13 protein-coding genes are annotated in these 16866 nt (G+C 58.9%); 1 reads left to right on the top strand and 12 read right to left on the bottom strand.

The window, feature by feature from the left end; all coding sequences use genetic code 11:
* Positions 1-156 precede the first annotated feature (156 nt).
* Complete coding sequence (locus tag K7A42_RS17390; protein WP_006697663.1) at positions 157-1323, bottom strand: pyridoxal phosphate-dependent aminotransferase; 1167 nt, start codon at positions 1321-1323, stop codon at positions 157-159.
* 148 nt (positions 1324-1471) lie between these two features.
* Positions 1472-1900, bottom strand: a complete 429-nt coding sequence (gene mscL / locus K7A42_RS17385; protein ID WP_004439896.1) for a large conductance mechanosensitive channel protein MscL — start codon at positions 1898-1900, stop codon at positions 1472-1474.
* Between the two features lie 217 nt (positions 1901-2117).
* On the opposite strand from mscL, the gene K7A42_RS17380 reads away from it, so the two are divergent.
* Positions 2118-5627 carry a hybrid sensor histidine kinase/response regulator gene (locus K7A42_RS17380; RefSeq protein WP_137068285.1) on the top strand — a complete coding sequence of 1170 codons (3510 nt, stop codon included), beginning with the start codon at positions 2118-2120 and terminating at the stop codon, positions 5625-5627.
* A gap of 54 nt (positions 5628-5681) precedes the next feature.
* On the opposite strand, the gene K7A42_RS17375 is transcribed toward K7A42_RS17380, so the two are convergent.
* The 10 genes from K7A42_RS17375 to K7A42_RS17330 all read right to left on the bottom strand — a co-directional run bounded on the left by K7A42_RS17375 (position 5682) and on the right by K7A42_RS17330 (position 16860).
* Positions 5682-7529 carry a methyl-accepting chemotaxis protein gene (locus K7A42_RS17375; protein ID WP_006697661.1) on the bottom strand — a complete coding sequence of 616 codons (1848 nt, stop codon included), beginning with the start codon at positions 7527-7529 and terminating at the stop codon, positions 5682-5684.
* A gap of 97 nt (positions 7530-7626) precedes the next feature.
* Positions 7627-8328, bottom strand: a complete 702-nt coding sequence (visR, locus tag K7A42_RS17370; protein ID WP_034496317.1) for a transcriptional regulator VisR — start codon at positions 8326-8328, stop codon at positions 7627-7629.
* Positions 8329-8381: 53 nt separating this feature from the next.
* Positions 8382-9113: a transcriptional regulator VisN gene (gene visN, locus K7A42_RS17365; protein ID WP_004439885.1), complete on the bottom strand. Its 732-nt coding sequence runs from the start codon at positions 9111-9113 to the stop codon at positions 8382-8384.
* Between the two features lie 372 nt (positions 9114-9485).
* Positions 9486-11168, bottom strand: coding sequence for a flagellar basal-body MS-ring/collar protein FliF (fliF, locus tag K7A42_RS17360; protein WP_004439882.1), 1683 nt, complete (start codon positions 11166-11168; stop codon positions 9486-9488).
* A gap of 128 nt (positions 11169-11296) precedes the next feature.
* Positions 11297-11680, bottom strand: a complete 384-nt coding sequence (cheT, locus tag K7A42_RS17355) for a chemotaxis protein CheT (RefSeq protein ID WP_004439880.1) — start codon at positions 11678-11680, stop codon at positions 11297-11299.
* Between the two features lie 13 nt (positions 11681-11693).
* A complete protein-coding gene (gene cheD / locus K7A42_RS17350; RefSeq protein WP_004439878.1) occupies positions 11694-12239 on the bottom strand; it encodes a chemoreceptor glutamine deamidase CheD in 546 nt (181 codons plus the stop codon).
* Entirely contained in the window at positions 12236-12625 is a 390-nt protein-coding gene (cheY2, locus tag K7A42_RS17345; protein WP_003503467.1) for a chemotaxis response regulator CheY2, read from the bottom strand. The genes cheD and cheY2 overlap by 4 nt, the downstream gene beginning before the upstream one ends.
* Complete coding sequence (gene cheB, locus K7A42_RS17340) at positions 12625-13680, bottom strand: protein-glutamate O-methylesterase CheB (protein WP_004439876.1); 1056 nt, start codon at positions 13678-13680, stop codon at positions 12625-12627. The genes cheY2 and cheB overlap by 1 nt, the downstream gene beginning before the upstream one ends.
* Positions 13677-14585, bottom strand: a complete 909-nt coding sequence (gene cheR / locus K7A42_RS17335) for a protein-glutamate O-methyltransferase CheR (protein WP_045532841.1) — start codon at positions 14583-14585, stop codon at positions 13677-13679. The genes cheB and cheR overlap by 4 nt, the downstream gene beginning before the upstream one ends.
* 13 nt (positions 14586-14598) lie before the next feature.
* Positions 14599-16860 (bottom strand): chemotaxis protein CheA, encoded by a 2262-nt coding sequence (locus K7A42_RS17330; RefSeq protein WP_035206775.1) that lies wholly within the window; start codon positions 16858-16860, stop codon positions 14599-14601.
* Positions 16861-16866 lie beyond the last annotated feature (6 nt).

The raw sequence follows: 16866 nt of genomic DNA, 5'->3' as shown, positions 1-16866 counted from the left end.
CGAGGGCGCATTAGCACAAAAAAACCCGCACGTCGATGGCTACGCCGTGGGGTTGTAATTTTCGCGCTTCGGCGTGATGCCCAAAGGCGAGCCGGACAGAGGCGTGCCGATGCTATGTAGGCGCCGCGAAAGGGCAGAGATGCCGGCGAGCGAGGCTTACCGACTAAGGATGTAAGAGGCCAGCCTGTCGGCCGCGTCTTCTATCTGCCTGGGGTTGCGCAGGAAGCAGGCGCGGAGGAACAATTCTCCCCCTGGGCCGAAGGCAGTTCCGGGCGCAAGGCCGACGCCGGTCTTATCGACGATATCAATCGCGGTTGCGCGGCTGTCCGTCACTCCATCGATCTTGAGGAAGGCATAAAGAGCGCCATCCGGTTTCAGAGTTTCGACACGGTTCGTTGCAATCAAGGCGTCACAGAGAATATCGCGTGAGGTCAAAGCGCGCTCGTAATTCTCGCGAATGAAACCATCGCCCTTGTCGAGGGCCGCGACCGCGCCGCGCTGCATGAATTGCGCCACGCCTGACGTGGAATATTGGATAAGGTTTTCGATCACCTGGCCGATGACTGGCGGAGCGACAAGCCAGCCGACCCGCCAGCCGGTCATCGACCAGTTCTTCGAGAAGGAATTGGCGAAGACGATCTTGTCGTCCGGCTCCATCACATCGAGGAAGGACGGCGCACGGCTGCCGGAATAATGATAAAGCGCATAAATCTCGTCGGCGACGATCCAAAGATCATGTTTGCGGGCAAGCGCCAGAACATCACGGAGATTGTCTGCCGTCGCTGTCCATCCAGTCGGGTTGGAAGGCGTATTGATGAAAAGCGCCTTCGTCTTGCGGGTAATCGCGCTTTCCAGCCTGTCGATATCGAGATCCCAGCGGCCATCACGAAAATCGATGCCGACCGGAACCGCCTTCGCCCCTGCCACACCGATGGCGGCAACGATATTCGGCCATGTGGGTGAAAGATACACCATCTCGTCGCCCGGTGACGTCAATGCCTGAACGGCAAGCACAATCGCCTGCATACCTGAACCGGTCGCATAAAAATGCTCCGGCGGCAGCGATGCCGCGAAATGGCGTTCGTAATAACGGCTCAGCGCCTGGCGCAGTTCTGGAATACCGCGCTGCCAGGTATAGAAGGTCTCGCCATTGTTCAGACCATCGATGGCGGCCTGATTGATGAAGTCGGGGCTTGGCAGATCACCTTCGCCAACCCACAGCGGCAGGAGGTTGTCCCGCCCCCGGGCATAATTCACGACTTCGACAATACCGCTCTCGGGAGCCGCCAGAGAGCGTGCACTCAGACTGTTCAAAATGGACATTAAAGACACTCCGTTTGGTGCCTTCTTATCGCATCGCACCCGCCATGTGCATGATAATCCGTGAGGCGGCCATGGATTTTCTTTATGGATCATCCCGGCAGGAGATCGCCGGCCGCATGGGCCGGCGGTTAAACCAGATATATCTGGCTCAGCGCGTCTTCAGCAGATCGCGAATTTCGGTAAGCAGCCTCACGTCCTCCGGCGGCGGGGCAGCTGCCGGCTTTTCCTCGACCTTCTTGCGTTCGACGGAATCGCGAAGCTTATTGACGCCCTTCACCATCAAGAAAATGATCCAGGCGAGGATGAGGAAGTTGATGAGAACGGTCAGAAAGTTACCGTAAGCGAAAACTGCGCCCTGCTCGCGGGCTGCGGCGAGCGAGGTGGCATTGACGTTAGAGCTCAGTGGCAGGAAGTAGTTCGAGAAGTCGAACCCGCCGAAGATTGCGCCGACGATAGGCATGATAAGATCGTTGACGACCGAGTCGACGATCTTGCTGAAAGCGGCACCGATAATAACACCCACGGCAAGGTCCATGACATTGCCGCGGGCAATGAAGGTTTTAAATTCGTTAAGCATTCAGATTGTCCCTCTCGTGCTTTGCGAGCTGAAGCTATGTGACTGTCCCTACACCTTCAACCATACAGATTCCCTTACACTTTTGGAATTCGTCAAGATTGCATTTATCGGGTTTTTTGCGCGCTGATCTTGAACTTTATGATCAGACCGCGCTCATTCTCAATGGCGCGGATTTCGCCTATGCTTGATATCAGGAAACTCTTGCATGGGAGGATGCGTGCTTCCTGGGTGGATCATATTCGGTTCGGCTTTCGCCTATATCCTGCTGCTCTTTGCTGTTGCGAGCTACGGGGACAGGAAGAGCCGTAAGAGAAACGCGCCGAAAAAGGGGCGTCCGTTCGTCTATGCGCTCAGCCTTGCGATCTATTGCACCTCCTGGACCTATTTCGGTGGTGTTGGGCTTGCAGCCGACAAGGGACTGGAATTTCTTGGCATCTATACCGGGCCTATCCTTGCCTTCACCCTTGGCATGCCAATCATCCGACGCATCGTTGAGCTTGCCAAAACGGAAAAACTGACCTCGGTTGCAGACTTCATTGCCGCCCGTTATGGCAAGAATTCCACCGTGGCGATGATTGTCGCCATCATCGCGCTCGTCGGCGCCATTCCCTATATCGCGCTGCAGCTGAAAGCGGTTTCCAGCTCGGTGGCGACGATGGTCGACCCCGGTGATTACGGCATCGGCAGCGGCAACCTCTATTTCCTCGATCTGCCGCTTGTTGTCACCATTGTCATGGCGGGCTTCGCCGTCATGTTCGGCACCCGCCACACGGATGCAACCGAACATCAGGACGGGCTCATACTGGCGATCTCGATGGAATCGCTGGTCAAGCTCGTCGCCATGTGCACCGTCGGCTTCTATGTGCTCTTCGTGCTCTTCGATGGTCCCGTGCATCTATGGCAGCTCGCCTCCGCCAATGAACAGGCGATGCAGGCCATCTCCTATCACACGCCCGTCAGCCGCTGGATCGTCATGACCCTGCTTTCCGGCTTCGCCATCATCCTGCTGCCGCGTCAGTTCCATGTCACAGTCGTGGAAAACCGGACGCCAGAAGAGTTGCGCATGGCGGGGTTCCTGCTACCGCTCTATCTCATCGCCATCAACATCTTCGTACTGCCGATCGCTCTTGCCGGCATTCTGACGCTCGGCGCCAATGGCGACGCCGATCTCTACGTGCTGCAATTACCGCTCAACCATCAGATGCCGGTCGTGTCCCTGATCACCTTCATCGGCGGTTTTTCGGCCGCGACCGCGATGGTGATCGTCGCGTCGGTCGCGCTGTCGATCATGATTTCCAATGACATTGTCATGCCGATCTTCCTGCGACAGAAGCTGTTGAATCGCTCACCGCACCGGGACAACTTCGCCAAGACCCTGCTCAACATCCGCAGAACGGCGATCTTTGCCGTTATGCTGCTGGGTTATGGTTATTATCGCGCCGCCGACAGCGCCACGGGTCTCGCCTCCATCGGCCTGCTGGCCTTCGCTGCAATTGCCCAGATGGCCCCTGCCCTTTTCGGCGGCCTCTTCTGGCGGCGGGCCAATGCGCGCGGCGCAATCGCGGGGTTGAGTTCCGGCTTCTTCGTCTGGGCCTATCTGCTTTTCCTGCCGAGCTTCGGCGGGCCTGACAATTCCGAGGTTGCGGCGAATATTCTCGGTTTCCTGTTTTCCGGCAGCACCGTGTTCAACGGGCCTGAAGCCGATCCATTCGTGAATGCAGTCATTCTCAGTCTTCTCGTCAACAGCATGGCGTTTGTACTCGGCTCGCTTTCGCGCAATCCAAGACCGGTAGAACGCATTCAGTCCGGCATCTTCGTCAAGCGTCATTCAAAATCGCAATTCGCCACCCGCGGCTGGAAAACCCGTGTCAGCGTCGGCGATCTGAAAAGCGCGATCGCCCGCTATCTCGGCGAAGAGCGCATGCTCCGTTCATTGGCCACCTATGAAAAAACGGCCGGCAGAAAGCTGAATGACGACCAGCCGGCGGACATGGCGCTGATCCACTTCTCCGAACAGTTACTCGGCAGCGCCATCGGCTCTTCCTCCGCCCGCCTGGTGCTCTCGATCATTCTGCAGAAGGCGGAAGACACCAGCGCAGACACGGCGTGGCTGCTCGACCAGGCAAGCGAAGCGCTGCAGTATAATCAGGACATGTTGCAGACGGCGCTGGCGCAGATGGACCAGGGTATCGCCGTTTTCGATAGCTCCCAGCAGCTGACGATCTGGAACCGGCGCTTTCGCACTCTTCTGGACCTGCCCGAGCAGTTCGGCCAGGTGGGCGTACCACTAACCGACATCGTCTCCATGCTGCAGGAACGAGGCGACATGCCGGCCGGTGATACGGAACAGTTGATCACCAGCTTTCTGACCATGGACCTGCCATTCCCTCTGGTGCTGGCGGGCGGCGAACGCATCATCGAGGTGCGCTCCAACACGATGCCGGACAAGGGCATTGTCGCAACCTTCACCGACATTACCCAGAGGGTGGCAAGCGATCAGGCGCTGAAACAGGCGAATGAAACGCTGGAACAGCGCGTGGTGGAGCGGACCGCCGAACTGACCCGCGTCAACCGCGCGCTGGCTGAGGCGAGAGCGGCAGCCGACGAAGCGAACATCGGCAAGACGCGGTTTTTCGCCGCCGCCGGCCACGATATTCTCCAGCCACTGAATGCCGCCCGTCTCTATTCATCCTCGCTGGTCGAACGGCTCGGAGAATCGGGAGAAAGCGAACTCGTGCAGAATATCGACTCAGCGCTGGAATCGGTCGAGACCATCCTTGGCGCGGTGCTCGATATTTCCCGTCTGGACACCGGCTCGATGAAGGCGCGCATGACATCCGTTCCGCTGAACGACTTGCTGAAGCGGATCGAGACCGATTTTGCGCCGATGGCGCAGGAGAAGAACCTCGACCTCGTGGTCATGCCGACTTCGCTGACGGTACGGTCTGATCCCAACCTCCTGCGGCGTCTGATACAGAACCTGGTTTCCAACGCCATCAAATACACGTTGAAGGGCAAAGTGGTTGTCGGCGCGCGCCGCCGGGGCGGCGAAGTGGTCATTCAGGTGACGGATTCCGGCATCGGCATACCCGCCTCCAAATTCCGCACGGTCTTCAAGGAATTCGCCCGGCTGGACGAAGGTGCAAAAACGGCCTCGGGGCTCGGCCTTGGTCTTTCCATCGTCGACCGGTTGTCGCGCATGCTGCACCATCCGGTTCAACTGATTTCCACGCCGGGCAAGGGCACGACCTTCCGTATTCACCTCACGCGTGAGGAAGATCGTGTCGCACCCGCGAAGTCGGGCGGCCCCATCGCCAATCCTGCTGCCAGCGATCGCCTCCAGGGCGTGCGGGTGCTGTGCATCGACAACGAGCCGAAAATCCTTGAGGGCATGACGCTGTTGCTGACGGGATGGGGCTGCGACGTTTTACCAGCGGGATCCGTGGCGGCGCTGGAAGAACCGTTTCTTTCTCTGACCGCAGCACCCGACGTCATCGTCGCTGATTATCATCTTGATGATGGCGATGGCATCAGCGCCATCCGCCTCATCAGGACATTTTATGGCAAAACGATCCCGGCTCTGCTGGTAACGGCAGATCGTAGCCCGGAAGTGCGCAGCGATGCCGAAAAATACGGAATTGCCGTCCAGCACAAACCGGTGAAACCGGCGGCGCTGCGCGCCTATATCAACCAGATATCCAGTACCGTGCGGGCAGCGGCCGAGTAAAAACTCCCGGACCTTGCGATCCGGGAGCGGTATCTATCTTCAAAAACCGGCGTATCAGGCCGCTTGATTGTACCGGTCTCGGCCTGTCGCCGAACCCTGCTCCATCTGGAACCGCTGCACGAGTTCGAGAAGCGCTTTTACTTCACCGGACAGTATCATGCTGGCCGCGCTTGACTGTTCGGCAAGCGCTGCGTTCTGCTGGGTCATCTGGTCCATCTGGTTGACGGAACTGTTGACGTTGTGAAGTGCGGAAGACTGATCCTGCGTTGCCGTCGCAATGGTTTCGACATGCTGGCTGACGGTAACGATCTGCTGGCTGATGGCGGAAAGAACCGTGCCCGCCTCCTGCACCAGCTTCGACCCGGAACTGACCTCATGCGTCGACTGGTTGATGAGCTGCTTGATCTCGCGGGCTGCGTCGGCGGAGCGCTGTGCAAGCTCGCGCACTTCCTGCGCCACGACGGCGAAGCCCTTGCCGGCCTCACCAGCACGTGCGGCCTCGATACCGGCATTGAGCGCCAGAAGGTTGGTCTGAAAAGCAATGTCGTCAATGACCTCGATGATCTGTTCGATCTTGCGCGAGGCGTCTTCAATGCGGCCCATGGCGTCGACGGCATTGCTGACGACCGAACCGGAGCTGTCGGCGCTCTGCTTGGTAATGCGAACGGCCTCATTGGCCTCGCGCGCCCTTTCAGCCGATGACTTGACGGTGGCGGTGATTTCCTCGACAGCGGCAGCGGTCTCCTCCAGCGAGGCGGCTTGGTTTTCGGTCCGCTTCGACAGATCGACCGAAGATTGCTCGATTTCGATACCGCTGTGCTGAATGATGAGCGTGCGCTCCCGGATCTGACCCAGCGCATCCCGCAGGTTGAGCAGGGAACTGTTGAAGTCCGTGCGCAGCCGGTCGAGGCGACCTGAGAAGGGCGTATCAATCGTACGGCTGAGATCGCCACGCGATAGCCTGCCGAGACCGGACGCAATCTCGTCGACCGCGAATTCGATCTGGCCGTCCAGCTCCCGTTTCTCGGCGTCATTGCGGTAACGTTCGGACTCGGCCGCAGCACGTTCCTCGGCGCTCTTGCCCTCAATCGCCAGTTTCTCAAGTGCATTTTCGCGGAAAATCACCAAAGCGCGGGCAATGTTGCCAAACTCATTGGTGTTGGTGGCATAGGGGATCGGTGTATCGAGATTGCCGTCCGAAAGGGACTTCACTGCATCGGTCAGCTTGCCCAGGGGCTGAAGCGTACGCTTGATGACGAAATAGGCGAGCAAGCCGACGCCAAGCATGGCGAGCCCGCCACAGATCAGCATCATGTCGCGCAGGCTGTATATCTGCGCATCGTAGACATCCATGGGAACACCCACGAACAGAATGCCGACGGTTGCGCCGGTTTTGTTCGTAACGGGCATATAACCCGTCATGTAGCTGGTGCCGAACAGCGTCGCGGTGCCAAAATAGGATTCACCCTTGGAGACTTTTTCGAAAGCGGGATGATCGGTCGCAAGCTTGGTTCCTGCTGCTCTCTCGCCCTTTTCGTTCTTCAGATTGGTGGTCATGCGAATGAATTCGCCGCCTCTGGCTTCAAAAACAGTGGAGATGCCACCGTTTCCGGCTGCGGTGCGGTCGACGAGATCATTATCGCGCATCGTTCCGATGCTGGCGCGGCCCACGCTCTTGAGGTCGCCATCCACCAATTCGAGGGCAACACCGCCAACTTTCAGTTCGTAAAGGATCGCCATGCTGCGCATTGCGCTGTGCGTGTCACGCAGCGCGGTGGTGATGATATTGTCCTTCAAGCGAATGTAAGTCGAAAAACCAACCGCCGCCACGCTGAGCGCGATCAGGCCGATCGTCAAAGCCACGACCTTGCCAGCAACGGACTTAAAGAGCCGGTTGTGCATGAAACAGTTCCCCAAAGCCAAACTTATAAAAGTTCTAATGGGCAACTGTTAAAAAAACGCGAAGTGCCGGCGAAGGGGGCGGTAGACCCGCCCGCCGTTAATGGATGTAGCCGAGCCGGATGGCTTTCGCGATCGCCTGGATACGGTTGACGGAATCAAGCTTGATCGTCGCCGAACCAAGATAGGCGTTGACGGTGTGTACCGACAGCCCGAGCTTGACCGCGATTTCTTCGCTGATACGGCCATCGCCCGCCAGTTGCAGGCAGGCGATTTCCCTCTCGCTCAACGCTTCCGAGGGCGCCGCCTTGCGCTCGTCCAGCGCCAGCATATCGACCATGATCTCGCAGCACTTGATGTGCTGTTCGATCACCACTTCATTATCGAGAACGAGATTGGTGCCGCAGAAGACGATATAGCCGTTACCGATGGTGCCGAGGCGCACCGGTAGCGCCAGACCCGCATAGGGCAACGTATCGTTCTCGATCCGGCGCAGAAGCGCAGGCACGTCGGGGAGATCAGCAAAACCGCCGGCATTCTTGTTGCGCCAGATGACCGGCAGAAGCGACGTCTCGATGTGATCGAGAAGAATATCGCCGACAGCGCGAATGAACTGCGTGCTCTGCTCCGCGGCATTCATGCCCCAGTTTTCCAGCTCGCAGGTCAGCTTCTTCTTGTTAGGGAAACCGGAAGCGGCCGCCTTCGTCACCACGAAATTGCGCGCGCCGACCAGCTTCTGCATGGCGACAAGCTTCGGAAACAGATCCGACCGGCTCGTCACGACAGGGCTGCGGTAAAACATGCCCGTTTGACCAGTACCCTCATTGTCTTTCGTCTGTACCATCCGTCCGACCATTATACGAGGTTGTTGCGCACGGCATAGGCAATTGCCTCCGAGCGGGTTTTTGTCGCAGTTTTACGCATCACGCTTGTGATGTAATTATTGATCGTATTGCGTGAAATGCCAAGGATCATCGCAATTTCGTCACTCGTCTTGCCTTCCGCGATCCAGAAAAGGCACTCCAGCTCGCGCTCGGTGAGGTCGATATCGCGCACGGCTTTTGCCTCGCTGGCAATGCCGAAACTGACGCAATAGCCCGTCAGAAGCGCGATTTCACGCAGGCGTTCCGGCGACGGAACCGCTTCCTCGGGGAACAGCAGCAGGAGAGAAAGGCGAATGCGCCCCACGCAGAAAGAGAGCGCAGAATACTGCCGGTCTATGCCATAGGGAACCGAAACGTCCTCTGGAAGCAATAGCAGCCGCGGCTGCAGAAGCGAAAGGCATTTTTCCATTTCGCTCGAACGGTTCTGGCTATTGGCAAGCTCGACGCCCAACCGGCGCACCAGATCGAAAGGCCAATCGGATGTGACGATGAATTTAAGCCCGGTTTCTTCGAGAAGGTCATCCCGCGCCAGTAGGTAGTGCGAGGCGCCAGCGTAAGTCACGAGCAAATCAAGCGCGCCTGCAACGTTACCGGCAGCAGCCGTGGCTGCGACGTTCTTGGCAAGCTGATCACGCGGCAGGGGCTTACCCATGCCCTCCATAGGCTTGGCAGACAGCCTGCGGATATCAACATCGACTTTCAATCGCCTACGCCCTCTTGCTCCCAGTGGGAGATTATACCTCGGGATGGAATCATTCCATTCGAGAAGCTTACCAAAATGGGACGGCAAGCCCCCGGAGACCGAATCATTTCATTTTATGGAACGGACTGGGATTTGCCATTACCTGACACCAGCCTTTCCACGTATTTCACCGTTCGTCTATTGCTAAAAAAACATACTGAAAAGCTGTTCAATCCATAAACGGCATTCTCAGCCAATTCCCAGCAAACTGTATCGTTGCTGAATTTTTTGTAAACACTGTCCTAAAACGAGATTGCCACGATGCGTCCGCCAAGGATAGCGAAAAGCCCAAAAACGGAAAAAAGGCCGGGTAAAACTCCGGCCTTTTCGATATTATGCTGCTTTTTCCACTGCCCACTTGCGCAGAATCTTGGCGGCTCTTTCCTCGCTGATTTCCACCATGCGAGAGAGCCTGCGTTCGGGCCCTTCGCGTACCCGGCGGTTGAAGGTGCCTTCGCCATCGCCGCCCGCCAGAAGATCGTCGGTGCTGTCGAAGCCGAAATCCGCCCCGAACCCTTCCATGAGGCCGCCCGCGCCCGCATCCATGCCCGGAGAGAAGTCCGGCAGTTCGAGACCGGCGGCTTCCTGGCTGAGCTGGCCTGCGGCCGCGCCGTTGCCGGTAACCGTGCGGACCAGCGGGCGTACACCGAGCCAGACGACAAGGAAGGCGACGGCGACAAAGGCGAGGGAATTGATAATGCCAGCGGAATTGCGGCTCAGCACTTCCATGACACCCGGTCCGCTGGCGGCCTCATCAAGCAATTGGGTTTCGAGGAAATCCATTGCAGTCAGGGTGACCATATCGCCACGGTCGGACGAAATGCCGGCGGCGGAGGTGACGATCTTCTGCATTTCGGCGAGGTAGGCGTCGATCTTGGCCTGATCGGCGGGTTCACCGACCATCTTTGCGATACGCCCCTTGTTGACGACCACCGCGACGGAAATCTTTTCGACCGTATAGCCGTTTTTCACCGTGGCGACCGTCTTCGAGTTGATCTCGTAGTTGGTCTGTTCTTCTTTCTTCGCCGATTCGTCCGACGATTGCGGCGTGCTGCCGCCGCCCTGAGGTGCGGCCTGCGGAACATTCTGCTCCACCGTCGCGGCCGTGTCGGGCTGCGTTTCCTGCGACTTCTGGTCTTCTTTCACGGTCCGCACCGACCGTTCGACACGCGATTCCGGATCGTAGACGGTTTCCTGAATCTGGCGGCTGTCGGTATTGAGCTGCGCCGTCACGCTCGAGCGGAAATTGTCCATGCCGAGGAAAGGCGCCAGCGCCTTGTCGATATTGGTCTCGATTTCCTGCTGAACGTTCTGCGCCAGCGTCAGCGAACGGTTCATGGCGGCATTGGTGACGTCGTCACCGGACGCCAGAAGCTGGCCCGTGGAATCGAGCAGGGTCACATCATCGACTTCAAGGCCGGGAACGGCCGAGGCAACGAGGTGACGAATGGAAGCGGAGGCCTTGCGGCCGGCGGAGGCGCTCGCACGGATCATGACAGATGCGGTGGGCTTCTGTTCGCCGCGGCGGAAATTGCCGACGTCGGGCATGACGATATGCACGCGTGCGGCTGCGATGCCATCGATCTGCTGGATGGAGCGGCCGATCTCACCCTCAAGGGCGCGAACGCGCGTCACTTCCTGCATGAAGGAGGTCAGGCCGAGAGAACCGACATTGTCGAAAAGTTCATAACCGGCATTGGCGCTGTCGGGCAGGCCACGTTCAGCCAGAAGCAGCCGCGCCTTGCTGGTAAGCCCGACCGGGACCTGAAGGCTGGAACCATCGGTCCCCACCTGAAAGTCCAGACCCGACTCGGCGAGCGCAATGCTGATCTTGTTGAGGTCGCTCTTTTCAAGCCCCACATAAAGGGTCTCGTAAGCGGGACGGTTCACATAAAGCGCTGCAGCGAGGATAATGGCCATGGACACAACGCCCACGCCGCCCAACATCAGCAGCCGCGTCTGCCCCAGCGCCGCGACATTCTTCAAGACCTGAGGGATTTGATTTAACAGATTCATTCTGTTCCGCACCGTCATTCATAGAGTCCGAGACCTTTTGGCCCCGTGATGACAATAGGGTGCGAAGCTTGCGCGAGCGTTACCTTTCTCCGCATTCTGCGAAGAGGCAGGCGCCGCTGGAAACAGCGCTAGAAGAGGTCGAAGTCGCCAGAGGCCTTGTCGAGCGGCTGGGAATGGCCGTGGCGGAAGGCCGCGCCGAGCGCCTTCTGCATTTCAGCAAGCTTGACGAGGCTGAGCGCGGTGGAGACATCCACGATCCAGTCACCCGGGATGGAGCCGGTGATGGTGTCTATGAACTCGGCCAGACCACGCGTCTTCTGGACCGCAAGGTCGATGCCCTGCAGCAGCTTGACGCCTTCGCTCGACAATTGGCCGCTGGTCACTTCAAGCAATTGCGGCTCGATGCGCTCGATGAGATAGGCGACATCGTGCAGTTCCGATACCACACGCATCAGAACATCCGGCAGGGCTTCTTCGAACGGAGTGGTGGCGGTGTGCTCTGCAAGCTGCATTGGAAACTCCGTACTAGAAAAATTCGATATCGTTGGCGACGGGTTTGGGCGCCGGCACCGGACGCGTTTCCATGGCCACCGTCTTCTGTGTTTCCGCGCCGCTGAGCGGATGCTGGCGGGCGCGGCCCGAGACCGGCCAGAATTCGATCTTGCGGCCATGTTCGCCGCCCGTGGAGGAGCTTATGACTGGAATGCCTTCATCCTTGAGAAACTTCATGGCGAATATGGCATTCTGCTCACCGACATTGGAGAAGCTGGCGATCGTCTTCGCGCCGCCGAAAATCTTGGCCTCCAGCCGGTCACGACGGGCGCCCTGCTTCAGCAGGCCGTTGATCAGAAGTTCCATGAGATGCACGCCATAACGCGTCGCATCTCCGCCGGTCACGCTACCGGTTCCCGGCAGCAGGAAGTGGTTCATTCCTCCAACGCCGGAAACGGGGTCTCTCAGACAGGCAGCCACGCACGAACCGAGTATCGTCGTCAGCACCACATCGGGATCGCTGACGACCTTATACTCGCCCTGAATGATATGTACGCGCTTGGCTGCAGCTTCAATCATTTCAGCGATCCGAAAACCGCTTCGATGGCAGCACGCATCTTGTCGATGGTGAAGGGCTTGGCCAGCACGTTGTTGGCGCCGAGCTGGGCAGCCTTCTGCACCAGCGCGCGGTCGCCCTGCGCGGTGAGAATGATGAAGGCGGCCTTCTTGGTGGTCGGATTGGCCCGCACGGCGTGCAGGAAACCGAGGCCATCCATCTTCGGCATGTTGAAATCGGAGATGACGAGATGATGGGGCTGCTGCTCCATGATCTTCATTCCCTGCTCGCCGTCACCTGCGGCGGTGATCTGCTTGAAGCCGAGCTGTGTCAGCGCATCGCTGAGGAGCAGCCGGCTGGTCACCTGATCGTCAACGATCAGAACTTTGATCTTTTCTGCGAGAGACATTAGTCAGCACCTTCTTTGCGGGCAGTGGTTAGTTTGAGGATTTCTTCGCCGATGGAGCCCAGCGGCAATTGCTGTTCAACCGCGCCTAACTCGTAGGCCACACGGGGCATACCATAGACGACACAGGTTTTTTCGTTCTGGCCGACGGTACGCGCACCGGCATGGCGCATTTTCAGAAGTCCAGCGGCACCATCGCGCCCCATGCCGGTCAGGATGACGCCAACGGCGTTGCGTCCGGCAAGTTCGGCTACAGAATCGAACAACACATCGACGGAGGGCCGATGGCCGTTGACGGGATCGCGCTCCACGAGCCGGCAGCAGGGCGCCGAACGATTGGCGATCTGCAGGTGACGCTCGCCGCCCGGCGCGAGGTAGATCTTGCCGGTCTGCAGGCGGGCGCCATCCGTCGCCTCTTCCACCACGGGAGCGCAGATGCGGTTCAGCCGTTCTGCGAAGCTCTTCGTGAAGGTGGGCGGCATATGCTGGGTAATTACGGTCGGCGGGCAATTGGCCGGGAATTTCTGCAGCACCGCGATCAACGCTTCGACACCCCCCGTGGACGAACCGATGGCCACGACCTTGCGCCCCGCCCGATATTCGCTGACCGGAACCGGCTGCGGCGCGGCTGCGGCTTCCGGCCGCGCCGCACGGTAAGCAGCGTGTTGGGAGCGCGCGGCAGCCTTCACCTTGTCAGCCAGATCGCCGAAGGGGCGCGCATCGCCTGGTGCCGGCTTGCCGACACAGTCGAAGGCGCCGATTTCGAGTGCCGCGAGCGAGGCGTCCGCCCCGCGATGTGTCAGCGACGAGACCATGATGACCGGCATGGGCCGCAGGCGCATGATCTTTTCGAGAAACTCCAGCCCGTTCATTTCCGGCATCTCGATGTCGAGTGTCACGACATCGGGATTGAGCTGCTTGATGGCTGCACGCGCTTCCATGGCGTTGCCGGCCTGCCCGACGACCTCGACCTCCGGATCGGCCTTGAGAACAGCCGAAATCAGGCCGCGCATGGTCGGACTATCATCGACGACGAGTACCCGTGCGAGTGCGCTCATGCCTTCCTCCCCGAAGCGTGACCGATGTAGCGATAGGTGGTGATACCCGTATTATCGAACAGGTTCTTGGCGTCACCGGAGACACGTTCGGAATGACCGATATAAAGATGACCACCTTCCGGCAGCAGGCCTGCAAAACGCGACCAGATGCGCATCTGCGTCGGCTCGTCGAAATAGATGACGACGTTGCGGCAGAAGATGACGTCGAAATTGCCCTTGAAGGGCCATTGCGTCATCAGGTTCAATTCATTGAAGGTGATGAGGCGCTTGACCTTGTCGTCGATCTGGAACTTGCGGCGGCCGCCAGCATCCACTTCCGTGAACCATTGCTTGCGCATGGCGGGAGACACGGTTTCGAGCGCATTATCGTCATAGACCCCGGCACGGGCCTGCGCCAATATTTTCGGGTCGATATCCGTTGCCAGGATTTTGAAGTCGTAATCGGCTGCATTCGGAAACATGGCGAGCACGGTGAGCGCTATGGAATAGGGCTCCTGTCCGTCGGAGCAAGCGGCGGACCAGATGCGAACACGCCCGCCGCTCTTAGCCCTTGCAACGAGGCCAGGAAGTACCTCATCACGCAAATGTTCGAAATGATGGTTTTCGCGGAAGAAGCGGGTGAAATTCGTGGTCAGGTGCGACAGCATTTCGCGCCGCGCCTGCGCGCCATCTGGAGATGACACCAGAACGCAATATTCACGAAAGCCCGAAAGGCCGAGATTGCGGATGTGTTTCGACAGGCGGGAGTAAACCAGCGACGCCTTGGTGTCGTTGAGATAGATGCCCGCATCGGCATAGATCATCGCCGCGATTTCCGAGAGGTCACGTCTCGTCAGCGGGTATTCACCGCTGGCAAGAACGTCATCCGGAGACTGGCGCTGGTCGTTGAAATTAAGTGCTGCCATGAATGATCCGCTTTCAACCCGCCGCCGCGAGCGACATTTCCTGCTTCAAGGGCTGTCCGCGCGAGGCGCTGACGATGGCATCGACATCCAGAATGAGAGCGACGCGCCCGTCGCCGAGAATCGTTGCGGCGGCAATGCCCGGAACATGGGTATAGTTGGCCTCCAACGACTTGATGACAACCTGGCGCTGACCCTGGATCGCATCGACCATCAGGGCACGCTGGCCGCCGCCTTCCGATTCCACCAAAAGAGCGACGCCTTCGACCGGATCGGCCTGCGTCGGGCGGAAATTCAGCACGCGGCCGACATCCACCAGCGGGCAGAAGGAGTTGCGGATGGAGATCAGCCGCTGGTTCGCACCGAAGGAGTGAATGTTCTTCGCTTCCGGCTGCAGGGTTTCCACGATCGCGGTCAACGGCACCACCAGTGTCTGGCCGGCAACCGTCACCACCATGCCGTCGAGAACGGCAAGCGTCAGCGGCAGGCTCATGGTGAAGGTGGAGCCTTGGCCGGGGCGCGAGGAGATGTTGATGCGACCGCCGAGCGCCTGAATGGAGCGCTTGACCACGTCCATGCCCACACCGCGGCCGGAAATGTCGGAAATCTTGTCGGCGGTCGAGAAGCCGGGGGCGAAGATGAGATTGTCGATCTCTTCATCCGTCAGGTTCGCATCGGCAGCGATGAGATCGTTGTCGATCGCCTTCTGGCGCACGCGCTCGCGATTGATGCCGGCACCGTCGTCCTGAAGCTCGATAAGGATGCGGCCGGAGCGGTGTTTGGCCGAAAGCTTGATAGTGCCTTCCGGGTTTTTTCCAGCGGCTTCGCGCTTTTCGGGCGTTTCGATGCCATGATCAACGGCATTGCGGATCATATGCGTCAGCGGTTCGGCCAGCTTGTCGATGACCGTCTTGTCGACTTCGGTGTTCTCACCTTCGGTGACAAGACGGATCTGCTTGCCGATCATGTCGGCGACTTCGCGAACGATACGCGACATGCGCTGGAACACCGGTTTTACCGGCTGCGCACGGATCGCCATGACGCTGTCCTGGATTTCGCGCGTCAGCTGCTGCAGCTCGTCGAGACCCATATTGACGGCTGACGTACCGCTCGCATCGTTTTCGATGACGCTCTGCGACAGCATCGCCTGATTGATGACGAGCTCGCCGACGAGATTGATCAGGCGATCGACACGGTCGAGATCGACGCGGATGGTCTGGCCGGCACTTGCATTGGCAGCGGCATTGGCGTTTGCCTGCGCTGCGGCAGGTGCTGCCGCAGCTTCACGCTTTTCGATGGCGGCATTGACGCTCTGGGCGATCTGCGTCGTTGCGACGGCCGTTTCGACAGCTGCTGCAACATAAGACGCTTCCGCCGTGGCGACTTCAACAACGGGCTGCTCTTCCGCGCCGCTATCAAGCGCCGAGAGGTCGAACGGCACGGGGATCATCGGGAGTTCTTCCTCGTCGGCAGCGGCCTCCGAAAGAACTGGCGTGATTTCGAGATCGCAATCCCATTCGGCAAATTCGAAGACGCTGCGGATACCTTCTTCACCCTTGTCGGTCGTGATCGAAACCGTCCAGGAGAGATAGGATGCTTCAGGATCGAGTTTGTCGAGCGAAGGCAGCTCGGACATGTCGCAATTGATGCTCATCTCCCCAATGCGGGAAAGATCGCGCAGCAGAAGTGCCGCCTCGTTGCCCTTTGAATAAAGCGATGCATGCGGCTTGAAGGTGATCTGGAAGGATGGCGCTTCCATCAGCGGCGTGGTTTCGTCGGCAAAGTCCGTGAAGGAGAAGGGGATCGGCTCGAAGCCGCTCTCATCCGTCGGTTTGGCCTTCACGGGTTCCGGTGCCTTTACTGCGACGGGAGCGGGCGCGGATGCCGGAACGGCTTCGCCGTTTGCCAGCGCCTCCAGTTCCTTCACGAGGCCACGGGTGCGGCTTTCATCGACGCTGCCACCGTCTCTTGCGGCATTGGTGAGGTCTGCCAGCACGTCGGCAGAGCGCAGCATGACTTTGAGAACATCCTGCGTCGGTTCCAGCTTGTTGGAACGCACGCAGTCGAGGGTCGTTTCAAAGACGTGCGCAAAGGCCACGAGATCATCGAGACCGAAGGCACCTGCCCCGCCCTTGATAGAATGAACGGCACGGAAAACGGCGTTGACGGTTTCCGGATCACGGTCGCCGTCATTCAATTTAAGAAGCCCCGATTCCAGTTCGGCGAGCTGCTCCTCGCATTCCTGGAAAAAGATTTCCTTGATTTCGTTCATATCCATCGTGAA

The organism is Agrobacterium sp. InxBP2 (assembly GCF_026191755.1).
Taxonomy (GTDB): Bacteria; Pseudomonadota; Alphaproteobacteria; order Rhizobiales; family Rhizobiaceae; genus Agrobacterium; species Agrobacterium pusense.
Note: the sequence above shows the minus strand (reverse complement) of the source record. Positions and strands in the feature narration are given on the sequence as shown.

Coding starts and splice junctions, on each gene's coding strand:
- cheY2 (WP_003503467.1), bottom strand. CDS start 12,625: ATGTCTCTCGCAGAAAAGATCAAAGTTCTGATCGTTGACGATCAGGTG.
- cheD (WP_004439878.1), bottom strand. CDS start 12,239: ATGATTGAAGCTGCAGCCAAGCGCGTACATATCATTCAGGGCGAGTAT.
- fliF (WP_004439882.1), bottom strand. CDS start 11,168: ATGAATCTGTTAAATCAAATCCCTCAGGTCTTGAAGAATGTCGCGGCG.
- cheR (WP_045532841.1), bottom strand. CDS start 14,585: ATGGCAGCACTTAATTTCAACGACCAGCGCCAGTCTCCGGATGACGTT.
- mscL (WP_004439896.1), bottom strand. CDS start 1,900: ATGCTTAACGAATTTAAAACCTTCATTGCCCGCGGCAATGTCATGGAC.
- K7A42_RS17330 (WP_035206775.1), bottom strand. CDS start 16,860: ATGGATATGAACGAAATCAAGGAAATCTTTTTCCAGGAATGCGAGGAG.
- K7A42_RS17375 (WP_006697661.1), bottom strand. CDS start 7,529: ATGCACAACCGGCTCTTTAAGTCCGTTGCTGGCAAGGTCGTGGCTTTG.
- K7A42_RS17390 (WP_006697663.1), bottom strand. CDS start 1,323: ATGTCCATTTTGAACAGTCTGAGTGCACGCTCTCTGGCGGCTCCCGAG.
- visR (WP_034496317.1), bottom strand. CDS start 8,328: ATGTTTTACCGCAGCCCTGTCGTGACGAGCCGGTCGGATCTGTTTCCG.
- cheB (WP_004439876.1), bottom strand. CDS start 13,680: ATGAGCGCACTCGCACGGGTACTCGTCGTCGATGATAGTCCGACCATG.
- cheT (WP_004439880.1), bottom strand. CDS start 11,680: ATGCAGCTTGCAGAGCACACCGCCACCACTCCGTTCGAAGAAGCCCTG.